At 60.8% G+C, this 14,832-nt stretch carries 9 protein-coding genes; 2 read left to right on the forward strand and 7 right to left on the reverse strand.

The window, feature by feature from the left end; genetic code table 11:
- Position 1 precedes the first annotated feature (1 nt).
- The 7 genes from ABFV38_RS12710 to nasR all read right to left on the reverse strand — a co-directional run bounded on the left by ABFV38_RS12710 (position 2) and on the right by nasR (position 12,317).
- Positions 2-1,408, reverse strand: coding sequence for a YchO/YchP family invasin (locus tag ABFV38_RS12710; RefSeq protein ID WP_348957371.1), 1,407 nt, complete (start codon positions 1,406-1,408; stop codon positions 2-4).
- Positions 1,409-1,455: 47 nt separating this feature from the next.
- Positions 1,456-3,981 (reverse strand): molybdopterin-dependent oxidoreductase, encoded by a 2,526-nt coding sequence (locus tag ABFV38_RS12715; protein ID WP_348957372.1) that lies wholly within the window; start codon positions 3,979-3,981, stop codon positions 1,456-1,458.
- Complete coding sequence (gene nirB / locus ABFV38_RS12720; RefSeq protein ID WP_348957373.1) at positions 3,978-7,964, reverse strand: nitrite reductase large subunit NirB; 3,987 nt, start codon at positions 7,962-7,964, stop codon at positions 3,978-3,980. The genes ABFV38_RS12715 and nirB overlap by 4 nt, the downstream gene beginning before the upstream one ends.
- A gap of 13 nt (positions 7,965-7,977) precedes the next feature.
- Complete coding sequence (locus ABFV38_RS12725) at positions 7,978-8,766, reverse strand: ABC transporter ATP-binding protein (RefSeq protein WP_021240347.1); 789 nt, start codon at positions 8,764-8,766, stop codon at positions 7,978-7,980.
- Positions 8,767-8,775: 9 nt separating this feature from the next.
- On the reverse strand, positions 8,776-9,654 hold the full coding sequence (ntrB, locus tag ABFV38_RS12730) for a nitrate ABC transporter permease (RefSeq protein ID WP_348957374.1): 879 nt from the start codon (positions 9,652-9,654) through the stop codon (positions 8,776-8,778).
- A gap of 2 nt (positions 9,655-9,656) precedes the next feature.
- On the reverse strand, positions 9,657-10,904 hold the full coding sequence (locus ABFV38_RS12735; RefSeq protein WP_045908982.1) for a CmpA/NrtA family ABC transporter substrate-binding protein: 1,248 nt from the start codon (positions 10,902-10,904) through the stop codon (positions 9,657-9,659).
- Positions 10,905-11,132: 228 nt separating this feature from the next.
- Positions 11,133-12,317, reverse strand: coding sequence for a nitrate regulatory protein NasR (nasR, locus tag ABFV38_RS12740; protein WP_024907076.1), 1,185 nt, complete (start codon positions 12,315-12,317; stop codon positions 11,133-11,135).
- A 72-nt stretch (positions 12,318-12,389) separates the two neighbouring features.
- Between nasR and ABFV38_RS12745 the strand changes: the two genes are divergently transcribed.
- Together ABFV38_RS12745 and ABFV38_RS12750 are read left to right on the forward strand one after the other, a co-directional pair.
- Complete coding sequence (locus ABFV38_RS12745; RefSeq protein ID WP_008499522.1) at positions 12,390-12,743, forward strand: DsrE/DsrF/TusD sulfur relay family protein; 354 nt, start codon at positions 12,390-12,392, stop codon at positions 12,741-12,743.
- Positions 12,744-12,849: 106 nt separating this feature from the next.
- Positions 12,850-14,634 carry a methyl-accepting chemotaxis protein gene (locus ABFV38_RS12750; RefSeq protein WP_008499521.1) on the forward strand — a complete coding sequence of 595 codons (1,785 nt, stop codon included), beginning with the start codon at positions 12,850-12,852 and terminating at the stop codon, positions 14,632-14,634.
- Positions 14,635-14,832: the final 198 nt, after the last annotated feature.

The following is a 14,832-nucleotide window of genomic DNA, read 5'->3' on the forward strand; positions in this document are numbered from 1 at the left end:
ATTACTCCTCCGGAAGCAGCTTCCAGCGCGGATCGTCGTCAGGCAGTGCGACCAGCGGCTGCACCACGGCCAGCGTGATCTCATTGGACGAGACGCGCTGGCCTTTCTCATCTTCCACCACCGCCGACAGGTGCCAGCGGTTTGTCGCCCCTTCCCGATCCTCCCAGGCAGGGATAATCACGCTCCAGCCGTCGCTGCTGTTGCTTTTCGCCGGCGACGTCAGGCTCAGTGCCTGCGTATCGCCCTGCCAGTGGATCTGACGGATGCCGTGCGTGCTGCGAACCTGCAGCTTCAGCATCACGGTCTCACCCCCTTTCAGATCCCACGGCGGCGTGGCCAGCCAGACGGATAGCGTTTTACGCTGGCGGAACTCCATCACCGGCAGGCTGGTGCGCTCAGGTGAGTCGTAGCGGCTGCCGCGTAGGGAGCGCGTGGCGGCGACCTCATCGGCGGATAGCTGCTTTGCCAGCGGCACGCCAAAGCGATAGTTGAGCTTCAGTCCGAGGTTATTCTGGCTCTCACCGCTTTCGCCCTGCTTGTGCCCGGCGGTCAACGTCACCAGCGGAACGGGGGTATAGTTAAGCCCCAGATTGACCGCAACCGGGTTGTGGTAGCCGGTGCCGCTGTTGAACAGGTCAACGTTATCGCCAAAGTACTGCTCAAAGCTGACGCTGGTGTTCAGGTGATGAAACCACGGCAGCCAGGCTTTAGCGGTCACGTCATATCCGCGCGCCATGCGCTGCTCCTGAACGTCAGATCGCGCGCGCCATCCGGCAAAGGGCTGATAATAGTTCGCTGACAGGCGCAGATTTTCCCCCCACGCTTCCGCCCCCAGCCCGGCACGCTGCAAATTTTCATCCAGAAGATTATCGTAAAAGGTGTTGTAGCCCAGCAGCCACTTCCCGGCGACCCAGCGCTGACCGATTCCGGCATTGCTGACCAGGCCATCCGTCTGCTGCGTCAGGCCAAGCTGGCTCCAGCTCAGGTAGCGGTTAGTATCATTCCACGGGATAAACCAGCTCCCGCTGCTGCCGTTAAATTTGCCGTCGTTATCCACCAGCAGGTTCACGCTGGCGTTTCCCCAGGGCGACAGCCAGGACTCAATCTGCTGGTTCACTTCCCCGCTTACCGCGTCGCGCACCTGACCAAAGGCAAACTGACGCGCCTGCTCGCCGGTCGTCAGGCCATTGTCGGTCATGCTGGCTTCACCAAAGGCTTTCGCCATTTCGGCCAGGTGTTTTTCCCCTTCGCCGGTGGGCGCCGCCATGCCGAGATCGGGCAGACTGTCCCCGTTATTATCAAAGGGGTGCTGCGCCTGATGCATAAAGGAATTCGGCGCACCGTGAACGGCTCCGGCCGTAAGAAGGGGGAGTAAAAACAGCAAACGAATGCGGGACGATACAGCCATCAACGTCGTCAATAAGAACCTGTGTTTATGAATAAACTCTTATTATGTTAACGCGATAAGCCCTGAAATGCAGTCCTGGCGGACATTTCAGGATTATCCTGAAACAGCCCTTTCAGCTCCGGCACGCAGGAACCACAGTTCGTACCACAGCGCAGCTTAGCCCCCAGCGCGGTGACGGAATCACACCCTCCGGCAATCGCCTCCCGTATCGCCTCTTCCCCGACGCTGAAACAGCTACAGATAATGCGTCCCGGATCCGTCGCCCTCCCGACGCTCTGCCCGTTCAACAGGGCGTGGCGTTCTGCGGGCAGCACGGGTGGTGAATGAAAAGCGGCTTCAATCACCGTATGCGCCAGCGCCGGTAACGCGGTACCTTCCCAGAAACCCAGCATAAGCTGGCCTTCATACCAGGCCAGCACGCTGCTGCGTTCACCGGCCTGAGCAACCTGCAGTTGCCAGCCCCGGCCGCTGGCGTATTCCATTACCCACGACAGCAGCGGTTTATCGCACGCCACCGTCAGGCGTGAAGCTTTACGCCACCAGTAAACCGGAGAGGGCATTTCCAGTCCTTCGCGGGCATAGAGTTCTCCCTGCCAGGCGGGCTGCCAGGGCTGGATTCTGACGGCGGTTTGTTTACTCTCCGGCTGCCCCGAAACCGGATCGCAGCGCCCTTCCACCAGTGCATTCACCTTTCCCTGGCGGGCAAACTCAGCGTTCCAGTGCATCGGGGCAAAAGCGTTCCCTTCACGCTGAGCGTCGCTGATGCGCACTCTTCCTACCATGACGCCGCGCGGCGAACTGATGCGCGCCAGCTGGCCGCCGCACAGGGAAAACCGAACGGCGTCTGCGGGGCAAACCTCAACAAAGGGTTCGGCGATATGCTGCATGAGTCTGACCACATATCCTGTTCGCGTCATGGTATGCCACTGATCGCGGATGCGCCCGGAGTTGAGAATCAGCGGGTACAACGCGCTGACCGTCGCACCGTGCGACTGTGGGTCAACGGGAACAATGTTTCGGCACGGAAAATCCCCCCCAGGCCACTGCCAGGGCTCAAGCCGCTCCCACTCCTCACGGGTTAACGTAGCCAGGTCGTGAAGGTTTAAGGCCCGCGCGCCGTCATTTTCAAAGGCCGTCAGCGCCGCATGCTCGCAAAAAATCTCGTGGGGATGCTGCCAGGCAAAGGCGTCGCCGTGCCCCAGCCGTTTCGCCACCTGCGCGACGATCCACCAGTCCGGCTTTGCCTCACCGGGCGCGGGCAGAAACGCGCGCTGGCGCGAAATGCGTCGCTCGGAATTGGTTACCGTACCGTCCTTCTCTCCCCAGGCCAGCGCCGGAAAGCGAATATGGGCAAACCGGCTGGTGTCGGTATCGTTCATCACCTCAGAGACAATGACCAGCGGGCAGCGCCCCAGCGCCTGACACACCGCGTGGCTGTCCGGCAGCGAGACGGCAGGATTGGTGCCCATGATCCACACCGCCTTCACCTCGCCGCGGGCAATGGCGTCAAACAGCTCCACCGCCATCAAGCCCGGCGTCTGCGCAAGCCGTTCCGTTCCCCAGAAACGCGCCACCCGCGAGAGATCGTCCGGCTCAAAGTTCATGTGCGCCGCCAGCTGATTTGCCAGCCCGCCCACCTCTCTTCCGCCCATCGCGTTTGGCTGTCCGGTCAGCGAAAACGGGCCGCAGCCCGGACGGTTAAATTTCCCGCTGGCAAGGTGCACGTTAATGATGGCGCTGCATTTGTCGCTGCCGCTGGAGGACTGGTTGATTCCCATGGTGTAGAGCGTGATGGCCCTGGGCGCCGTCATAAACCAGTCGTAAAACGTACCAATATCCTGCGGCGAGAGGCAGCAAAACGCCGCCACGCGGGATATCGGCCACGCGTCCGTTCCCTGAATCACATTGAGCAGACCGACGAACAGCCCGGCGTCGCTGCCGGGAGTGAGCGCCAGATGCAGGTCAGCAATATCACAGGAGGCGGTTCTGCGCGGATCGATGACCACCACTTTCATCTCCGGATTGTTGTGCTTTGCCTGTACCAGGCGCTGATACAGCACCGGATGCGTCCAGGCCGCGTTTGAGCCCACCAGCACCACCAGATCGCTGTTTTCCACATCCTCGTAGCTGCACGGCACGACATCTTCACCAAAGGCGCGCTTGTAGCCAACGACCGCCGATGACATGCAGAGCCGGGAGTTGGTATCAATGTTCGCCGCGCCGATAAACCCTTTCATCAGCTTATTGGCGGCGTAATAATCCTCGGTAAGCAATTGCCCGGACGCGTAAAACGCCACCGCCTGCGGCCCCCATTTGTCGATAATGTCCTGGAGGCGCTCGCCTGCCGCTCCCAGCGCCTGCGCCCAGGCCACCTCAGCACCGTCAACAACGGGGCGCAGCAATCGCCCCTGTAACCCCATTGTTTCCCCCAGGGCCGATCCTTTCACGCACAAGCGGCCAAAGTTCGCAGGATGGGTTTCATCCCCCCGAACGCTGACCGTTTCACCGTCCACGCGGGCGACCACGCCGCAGCCGACCCCGCAGTAGGGACACGTTGTCCGGGTTTCCGTCATGAGGCCTCCGCACGCATTACCAGGGCATCATTACCGACCCACACCTTGCCGTTCTCAATTTTGACCGGCCAGGCGCGCACCGCGGGTTCGCCGTTCTCCACCTGACAGCCGTCGCGCAGGCGAATACGCTGCTTGTAGAGCGGAGAGATCACCACCGGCTCCCCCGCCGCATCGCCAAGAATGCCTCGGGAAAGCACGTTCGCGCTGCTGCCAGGCTCCCGGTCGTCAAGGGCATAGACGGTTTTGCCAAATCGGAACAACGCAATCGGCTTACGCCCAAGCCGCGCGCCAATGCCCGCCTGCTCGGGGATATCGTCGATGCCACAGATTTCCTGCCAGCGTTTACCTTGATCCGCTGTGATGTCGTTCACCGTCGTGCGGAACAGCGCCAGACGGTTCGGATCGTTAAGCGTGGTTTGCCATTCGCACTGGTAGGTCTCCACCACCCGGGCCATCTCCTGCTCCAGCTCGTGGGCGATGCCCAGGCTATCGTTGAGGATCACCTCCCGAAGGTAGTCGAGACCGCCTTCCAGGTTGTCCATCCAGGTGCTGGTGCGCTGCAGGCGATCCGCCGTGCGGATGTAGAACATCAGGAATCGATCGACGGTGCGGATCAGCGTGTCATCATCGAGATCGCTGGCGAAGAGATCCGCATGGCGAGGCTTCATGCCGCCGTTGCCGCACAGGTAGAGGTTCCACCCCTTATCGGTGGCAATCACCCCCACGTCTTTACTCTGCGCCTCGGCGCATTCGCGGGTACACCCTGAGACCGCCATTTTGATTTTGTGCGGTGCGCGCAGGCCTTTGTAACGGTGCTCGAGCCTGACTGCGAGGCCGGTGGAGTCCTGCACGCCGTAGCGACACCAGGTCGACCCGACGCAGGATTTCACCGTGCGCAGGGATTTGCCGTAGGCGTGCCCGGTTTCAAATCCGGCTTCCACCAGCGCCTGCCAGATCTCCGGCAGTTGTTCGAGCGTGGCGCCAAACAGGTCGATACGCTGGCCGCCGGTGATTTTGCTGTACAGTCTGTAGCGTTTCGCAATCTGGCCGATGGCGATCAGCCCGTCGGCGGTCACTTCCCCCGCAGGCATGCGCGGTACGATGGAGTAAGTACCGTCCTTCTGGATATTGGCGAAGTAGCGGTCGTTGGTGTCCTGCAGCGGCAGGTGTGCCGGTTTCAGCAGATACTCGTTCCAGCAGGAGGCGAGCACTGACCCCACCAGTGGCTTACAAATTTCGCACCCGTGTCCCTGACCGTAGCGGCTAATGAGCTGGTCAAAGGTGCGGATATGGTTGACGCGCACGAGGTGGTAAATCTCCTGACGCGAGTACGGGAAGTGTTCGCAGATGTCCTTTTTCACCTCCACGCCCTGCGCCGCCAGCTGGAACTCCATCACCTGCTTCACCAGTGCGCTACATCCTCCGCAGCCGGTCGCCGCTTTGGTGCACTGCTTAATCGCGCCGATATCCGTTGCGCCCGCACTTACCGCCTGACAGATATCGCCTTTGCTGACGTTATGACACGAACAGATTTGTGCGCTTTCCGGCAGCGCTGCCACGCCGAGCGCTTTTGGCGCACTGCCTGAAGACGCGGGTAATATCAGCGTTTCCGGCTCTTTTGGCAGGGCTATCCCGTTGAGCATCATCTGTACCAGCGTGGCGTATTCACTGGCATCACCCACCAGCACGCCGCCGAGCAGCGTTTTGCCGTCGTGGCTGACCACGATTTTCTTGTAGATTTGCTGCGGGCCGTGCGTCCACTGGTAACTCAGCGCCCCCGGCGTGCGCCCGTGAGCATCGCCGAAAGAGGCCACGTCCACGCCCAGCAGCTTGAGTTTGGTGCTCATATCCGCGCCGGCGAAGATGTTCTCCTCTCCCGCCAGCGCGGCGGCGGCCACCCGCGCCATCTGGTAGCCGGGCGCAACCAGCCCGAAGATTTTCCCTTCCCACAGGGCGCATTCACCAATGGCCAGCACGTCCGGATCGGAGGTCTGACAGCGGTCGTCAATGCCGATCCCGCCGCGCTCGCCGATAGCCAGCCCGCTGCTGCGCGCCAGCGCGTCCTGCGGACGAATGCCTGCAGAAAAGACCACCATGTCTGTTTCAAGCTGTTCGCCATCGGCAAAGCGCAACACCAGCCCGCCGTCCGCCGTGGCGATCTCCGTTGTCGCTTTACTGGTGTGAACGCCGACGCCCAGCGCCTCAATTTTCTTGCGCAGCATCGCCGCGCCGTCGTTGTCGAGCTGGACCGCCATCAGATTGGGCGCAAACTCCACCACGTGAGTTTTCAGCCCGAGCTGCTTCAGGGCATTCGCCGCCTCCAGCCCCAGCAGCCCGCCGCCAATCACTACACCCCGGCGTGAGCCCGCCGCATGCGCCGCAATCTTGTCCAGATCGTCAAGCGTGCGATAAACAAAACAGCCCGGTAGATCGTGGCCCGACACCGGTGGGACAAACGGATAGGACCCGGTCGCCAGCACCAGTTTATCCCAGTGGATCTCATGCCCGCTGGCGGTACGCACCACGCGCGCGTCACGATCGATAGCGACAATCTGCTGCGACAGGCGCAGCTCAATGCCGTTGTCGGCAAAGAAATCCCCTTCCACCAGCGAAAGCGACGCCGCGCTACGGCCGCCAAAATATTCCGACAGATGCACGCGGTCGTAGGCGGCATAGCGCTCCTCGCCAAAGACAACGATCTGATACTGCTGATGCAGATTGCGGTTCACGCAATCTTCGAGGAAATGATGGCCGACCATACCGTGCCCAACCACCACCAGAGTAGGTTTTGTCATAGCGTGCTGTCCTGCAACCTGCGGTTGCGTAGTGAAACGATCAAACAGCCAGTCCGCGTGCGCGGGCGCAGCCGTTGCCAGTAATTCGGTAAATGTCGCCGCGCTGCGGCAGTCCCCCATCAGCAGCACGCCAGCCAGCGCCCCCTGATGGATCAGTAAACGACGATAGTGACGGGTCAGCGGATCCCATGCGCTCCAGACCACATCGCCCTTCTGCTCTGCCGCGCGACCAAGGCTGAACAACTCCACGCCGGTCACCTTGAGGCGCATGCCGTTGTCGGTCAGGGCAAATGGCGCGGTGACGTCTCCGGCCAGCCGTGCGGCGAGGATATCCGCCTGCGCCAGACAGGGGGCGACCAGGCCAAACGTCTGGTCGTCAATTTCACAGCATTCGCCAATGGCGTAGACGTCCGGCACGGAGGTTTGCATTTGGTGATCCACCACGATGCCGCGCGCGCAGCGAATGCCGCTGGCCTGCGCCAGTACGACGTTAGGCTGCACGCCCGTCGCCAGCACCACGCGCGCGGCGGTGACGCTGCGTCCGTTCAGCAGCGTCACGCTATTCCCGTCAATCGCCGCGATGCCAGAGGCGAGCTCACAGCGCACGCCCCGCGCCGCCAGCGCCTCTTCCAGCAGCACGCCCGCCTGCTCATCCAGTTGCTGCTCCATCAGCCACAGACCGCGATGAACAAGGATGACGTTGTCCCCTGAGCGCGCCAGCGCTGCCGCCGTCTCAACCCCGAGCACGCCGCCGCCCAGCACTACCACCGGACCGGCGATCGCCCCTATGGCCCGGATATCCTCAAGGGTACGGAACGTGAAGACATGCGGCGCATCGCAGCCGGGAATTGGCGGAACAAAGGGCGTTGATCCGGTGGCAAACACCAGCGCATCCCAGCCCAGCGTGCGGACGGTGGTTTGCACTTCCCGCGTGTCCACATTCACGGCGAGCGCCTTTTCGCCCCGCAGCACCGTCACGCCCCGTTCCTGGTACCAGTCGTCATTCTGAAGACTGATGCCCGCCGCCGTTTTTTCACCGCCCAGCACCGGCGAAAGCTGGATGCGGTTATAGGCATGCTCCGGCTCGTCACCGATGACGGTAATTGCGAAACGATCGGCAGCACGCCCGGTGAGCGAGGCAATCAGCCGCGTGGCCGCCATGCCATTTCCGATAATGACCAGTCGCATCAAAGCCCCCTCGCTACGCCGCTTTCGGCTGCTTTTCATAGAGGAAATGCAGGATCTGCTGGCGCATGTGGTGATAGCGGCTGTCGTCAGCCAGCTGCACCCGGTTACGCGGGCGCGGCAGGTCAACGTGCAGGATCTCCCCGACGGTCGCCGCCGGGCCGTTGGTCATCATCAGCACGCGATCGGAGAGCAGCACCGCCTCGTCCACGTCGTGGGTAATCAGCACGATTGTGGTGTTCAGCGCCTGCTGGATCTGCATCACCGAGTCCTGCAGATGGGCGCGCGTCAGCGCATCCAGCGCGCCGAAGGGTTCATCCATCAGCAGGACTTTCGGCTTCATCGCCAGCGCGCGGGCAATTCCGACGCGCTGCTTCATGCCGCCGGAGATCTCCCCCGGGCGCTTGTGCAGGGCGTGCCCCATCTGTACGCGGTCGAGGTTGTGCTCAATCCACTCCCGGCGCTCCGCCTTGCTCATGCTGTGGCGAAACACGTGATCTACCGCCAGGGCCACGTTGTCGAAGCAGGTGAGCCACGGCAGCAGCGAATGGTTCTGGAATACCACCGCGCGCTCCGGACCCGGCCCGGCAATTTCGCGGTTGTCGCAAATCAGCCCGCCTTCCGTCGGCAGCGTGATCCCAGCGATAAGGTTAAGCAGCGTCGATTTACCGCAGCCGGAGTGCCCAATCAGGCTGACGGTTTCACCCTCATGGATATCAAAGGAGACGTTCTGCAGCGCCAGAAATTCGCCGCTGGCGGTGGAAAAACGCTGGCTCACGGCCTGGACCTGGATTAATGGTTTCATGTTCGCTCCTTATTTTTCCTGCCAGCTAAAGCGACGGGCGATCAGCATCAGCCCCTGCTCCAGCAGCAGCCCGACCACGCCAATGATGACGATGGCGAGGAGAATGTTTTCGACGTTGAGATTGTTCCACTCGTTCCAGATCCAGAAACCGATCCCTAAACCGCCGGTCAGCATCTCGGCGGCGACAATCACCAGCCAGGCGATGCCAATAGAGAGGCGCACCCCGGTCAGCACCGCGGGCAGCACCGCCGGGAAGAGAATGCGGCGCATGATGGTCCACTCTGAAAGCTGCAGCACCCGGGCGACGTTAAGGTAGTCCTGCGGGATACACCGCACGCCTTCGGCGGTGTTGATCACCATCGGCCAGATGGAGCAGATAAAAATGGTCCAGCTCGACGCGGGCTCCGCTTTCTGGAACAGCAGCAGGCCGATGGGCAGCCAGGCCAGCGGGCTAACCGGGCGTAATAGCGCGATCAGCGGGCCGAACATGCGCGAAAAAAAGGTGAAACGGCCAATCAGGAAACCAAGCGGGATCCCGGCGAACGCGGCCAGGCCAAACCCCACCGCCACGCGCTGTAATGAGGCGAGCACGTTCCAGCCGATGCCCATGTCGTTTGGCCCGTCGCGATAAAACGGATCGGCAAACAGGGTAATAGCGGAATCGAGCGTGCTGAGCGGCGTCGGGAAACCTTTGCTGTTAATCGCCGCCAGCTGCCAGAGCACCACCAGCAGTCCCAGCCCCAGAAAAGCCGGAATGATGCGCTGAAGGATCGCGTTAATACGACGCACAAACGTCGGCGTACGGCGGCGAACCTGCACCGGAGGCAGGAGAATCACCTCTCCACTCTCCGGCGTCTCGTGTGATTTTGTCTTTTGCAGATGCTGCATAATCAGGCCCCTTTACGGTGAATGGCGAAACGGCTGGCGTATCCTTCCGGGTCGGTACCGTTCCAGACGGTGCCGTCCATCAATGTGCTGCTGCGTAGTGGTGAAGTCGGTGTGGTAATGCCCCCCACCGCCGTGGCGGCATCCTGCCAGACCGCCGTCTGGTTAATGCGCTGTGCGATGCCCGTATAGTCCGGGGCGGCTTTGAGCAAGCCCCAGCGGCGGAACTGGGTTAAGAACCACATGCCGTCGGAGTGATACGGGTAGCTGACGGCCCCCTCGTTGAAGAAGCGGATCGGGTGCGCGTCCTGCCAGCGCTGGCCCAGGCCGTTGTCGTACTCGCCGAGCATGCGTCCGGTGAGATACTGCTCTTTGCAGTTGAGCCACGCCCGGCGGGAGAGGATCTGCGCGGTTTCGCGTTTGTTTTCCGGGGAGGCCTCAATCCAGCGCGCCGCCTCCAGCACTGCGCTCACCAGCGCCCGGGCGGTGTGCGGATTTTTCTCCACCCAGTCGCGACGCGTCCCGAGGATTTTTTCCGGATGGTCGGCCCAGATAGACTGCGACGTGGCGGCGGTAAAACCGATGCGGTCGTTGATGGCACGCGCGTTCCACGGCTCGCCGACGCAAAAGCCGACCATGTTGCCAATGCGCATGTTCATCACCATCTGCGGCGGCGGCACTACCACCGTACGCACGTCGTCAAAGGGGTGAATGCCCGCGCTGGCCAGCCAGTAGTAGAGCCACATGGCGTGCGTCCCGGTCGGGAAGGTGTGCGCGAAGGTATAGGTGCCAGGCGCCTGCTGCCCAATCAGCTTTTTCAGCCCGTCAAGGTCACGAACGCCCTTCTCTGCCAGATCGCTGGAGAGCGTAATCGCCTGGCCGTTCTGGTTGAGGGTCATCAGGTTAGCCATCTGCTGTGGCTTGCCAGCGATGCCCAGCTCCAGTCCGTACAGCAGGCCGTAAAGAATGTGCGCGGCATCGAGTTCGCCCGCCACCAGCTTGTCGCGCACCGCCGCCCAACTCGCCTCTTTGGTGGGCAGGATGGTAATACCGTATTTTTTATCAAACCCTTTCAGCGCAGCGATAACCACCGGGGCACAGTCGGTCAGCGGGATAAACCCGATGCGCACTGTTTCCTGCTCCGGTTTATCCGAGCCTGCCGCCCATGCGGCCTGCATGACACCCGGCAACAGAATTGCACCACTCGCCAGCATGCTGGCCTGCAAAAAACGCCGTCTCGACAAATCCGCCATGACCACTCCTGAAAAAAAACCAAAAAAAAGCGCCCACGGTGCCGAAGCACCAGTGGACGCCTTTATCCCGAAGACGGATGCACCGCCGTTGGCGCATCGTCAAAAATGGTTAATCTGATAATGCAAAGTGAATGCCAGGTTTTAACACACTGTTTCTTGCGGTGCTTACCGTTCTTCCCTCGCCTTTACGCACCGCAAACAGGCATAAAATGCCCACTGACCGTGCAGCTACTCCTTTGGTGTTACCTGCCATACATTCTTCACCATCAGCAGCGCGCGGGCGATATCCACCATCCTTTGGTTCTTGTCCATCGCCATTTTGCGCAGCGCCGTCCAGGCCTGTTCCTCACTCATATTCTGGTGGGTCATCAGCACGCTCTTCGCTTTATCAATGATTTTGCGCTCTTCAAGCGTATCGCGCAGCGACGCAAGCTGACGTGAGAGCTGCTCTATCTCGCGCGCCTGCTGGCGAACCAGGGTAAGCAACGGTTTTTCCGGATAGCGGATCGGCGGGTCATCCTGTTCATCGCCGGGGAGCGCGTACTCATCGTCACGGTGAATGCATTCGTCCACCGCGACCATCAGATCGGCGATGATCGTCTCCTCCAGCGTGCGCAGATGCTCAAGGCGCGCGGTTTGCAGAGCAAACCAGGCCAGTGCGGTAAGGCCGTTATCGGCGGCAGGCTGGCGGGTACAGGCCACGCGCCGGAGTTGCTCCGTTTCACGATCGGGCTGACAGTGCATTGAAAAGGTGGTCTGAACGTCAGCGGAGCTGTGTGAGAGAAAGATCTCAAAGCAGGCCTGCTGCCCGTCAATGCGGTCAACCAGCCTCTGACGAGTCACATCATCGAAAAAACCCTGCGTGAAGCCAATCGCCCCCAGCGCCCGCTCCTGTCCTGCCAGCTCTTTTCCCTGCATCAGGCTATAAAGCGCGACAAAACGTCCTGCGATTTGCGGATCGTCAATGCTGTCATTAAGCTGCGGCACGATACTGAGCAGATGGCGAAGCATACGGGAGTAGTGTTCCATCGCCTGGGGTGCCGTTACCGTCTGCTGAATCACACCGTCACGCAGCGCGGGAAGTGTATCCAGGCTCAGGAGCGCGCCGCCGATGCGTTCACAGACGGCACTTCCCGGGATCGGCGACTGTGTTTCAAGAATGCCGTAAAGGGCAGCGAGGTTTTCATCCACCAGCGCCCGGCTGGCTTTGCATTCGGGGGCGTACAGCTTGCCCTGTGAGCAGAGCCAGACGTTGGACGCCCCGCGCTCGCACTGTAACATGTGCACCAGTTGGCTAATGCCGTGCACAAGCACACCCAGCTGTGCCAGCTTGCTGAACTGCTCCTGGCGCATCATCTTTGCGCGCGTGAGCCATTCGGCAGCGCCTGGCGAAATGCCTGCCATTAATATCATGCTTACTCTCCCGGACAGCGAAACTCCGGGAAATTAAGCAATATTCGTGCCTTTATAAGAACAGGAGTCAACATGCAGAAGATTGTGATCGTCGCCAACGGTGCGGCCTACGGGAGTGAATCGCTTTTTAACAGCCTGCGCCTGGCCATTGCGCTGCGCGAAAAAGAGAGTGACCTCGCGTTACGCCTCTTTTTAATGTCGGACGCGGTCACCGCCGGGCTGAAGGGACAAAAACCGGCCGAGGGCTATAACATTCAGCAGATGCTGGAGATCCTGACCGCGCAAAACGTGCCGGTGAAGCTGTGCAAAACCTGCACCGACGGGCGCGGTATCACCGGGCTGCCGCTGATTGATGGCGTAGAAATTGGTACGCTGGTTGAGCTGGCCGAGTGGACGCTGTCCGCGGATAAAGTATTAACTTTTTAATAATAAACCCGTAAAAATATTATTTTCTTATGGACGCGGTTTCAGCATCAAGTTTACCTGCGGGGTTGCCGATAGGCATGGAAACAACACAGCAGGTATTTCACTTATGTTCAGATCGATTCGTGCACGCATCATCGCGGCGACGGCAGGCTGTCTGGTCGTCGCCCTTCTCCTCAATACCGTTATTAACTTCCAGGTCACACGCCAGGATAACCAGCAGTCACAGCGCGATATCCTGACCAGCACCAGCGCCAGCCATAACATGGCGATTGCCGACTGGGTCAAAAGCAAGATGACGGTGATTGCCTCTGCCCAGACCGTTGCGCTGAGTGACGATCCGGTTCCGGTGTTTAAACAGCTTGCACAGGCGGGTGGATTCACCAACGTTTATGTGGGCTACGCCAGCAAAACGGCGAAATTCTCTGAGCCCGCGGGTGTCCCGGCGGATTATGACCCGACCATTCGCCCGTGGTATCAGCAGGTGGTCAGCACGGACGGCCCGGTCGTCACCGCGCCCTACGTTGATGCCGGTACCGGTAAACTGGTGGTGACTTTCGCCGTACCGGTGAAAGAGAATGGCGCCCTGAAAGCGGTGGTGGCGGGCGATGTGGCCATGGACAGCGTGGTGGCGAACGTGCGCGGGATCCATCCAACCCCGTCCAGCAGCGGGTTGCTTCTGAACAGTGACGGCAGCGTGATAGCGGCTAACGATCCGGCGCTGACGCTTAAACCGTTCGCTGAGACCATCAAAGGCATCGATTTTGCTGCACTGAAAAGCGGTAACCTTGTCGACGGTACGCTTAACGACGTCGAAAAAACCTTCGTGGCGACAGCCGTGCCGGGCACAAACTGGCTGCTGGTCGTCGCCCTCGACAACGGTGACGCCACCTCCGGCATGCGTTCCCTGCTTAAGGCATCGGCGATTTCGCTGGTGATCCTGGCGCTGCTGAGCGCGGCCATTGTTCACCTCCTGATTGCCCGTCTGCTGAAGCGCCTGTCTGACATTCGCGACGCGATGCACAACATTGCCAACGGGACTAACGATCTGTCGCAGCGTCTGCCGGACAGCGGCGAGGACGAGGTGGCGCAGATTGCCCAGGCCTTTAACGCCTTCAGCGATAAGCTGTCGGTGGTGATGGTGCAGCTCCGTGATGCCAGTGAGTCGGTGAAAAACGCCGCCCAGGAGATTGCGGCGGGTAACCAGGATCTCTCCGGACGTACCGAGCAGGCGGCGTCCAGCCTGCGCGAGACGGCCAGCGCCGTGGAGCAGATCACCGCCTCCGTGACCCAGTCGAACGAGTCGGCGGCAGAAGCGAATGACCAGGCGAGCAAGGCCTCTGCGGCCGCTGCGCGCGGCGGCGAAGTGGTATCCCAGGCGATCAGCACCATGCAGTCCATCGAAGTCGCGTCGGCTAAAATTGGCGACATCACCAGCGTGATTGACGGTATCGCGTTCCAGACCAACATTCTGGCGCTGAACGCCTCCGTCGAGGCGGCCCGTGCCGGGGAGCAAGGGCGCGGGTTTGCCGTGGTAGCAGGCGAAGTGCGTAACCTGGCGAGCCGTAGCGCCCAGGCGGCAAAAGAGATCAAATCGCTGATCGATTCCACCACCGACAGCGTGGCCACCGGCTCCCGCTACGTGCATCTGGCCGGGGAAAGCATGGACGAGATCCGCTCCAGCATCGGCAGCGTTTCCGGCATCATGCGCGAAATCTCCATCGCCACCAGCGAGCAGATGAAAGGCATTCACGAGATCAACCACGCGGTGACCCATCTCGACCGCATGGTCCAGCAGAACGCCGAGCTGGTGGTGCAATCAGCCGCCGCTGCGGGTGCCCTGCAGAGCCAGGCGGGCGACCTTGCTGAAACCGCCGGCCATTTCCGCATTTAATTTTCTCGCGGCGCGCGTTTAGCGGGTAAAACGCGCGCCAGCGGAAATTCTGAGGAATTTTGTCATTTTTGTTTAATCGTTATGCCATTTTTTGATCAAAATCAGCATCCCTCCCCCTCCCCTTTGGTGTTATGCCATGAGTGAATTGTGAACAACATCACGCTCGGATATGGCAGCAGGGAGAGCGTTGTTTAAGAC

Source organism: Enterobacter cloacae complex sp. Mu1197, assembly GCF_040059225.1.
In the GTDB taxonomy this organism is placed as follows: Bacteria; Pseudomonadota; Gammaproteobacteria; order Enterobacterales; family Enterobacteriaceae; genus Enterobacter; species Enterobacter quasiroggenkampii.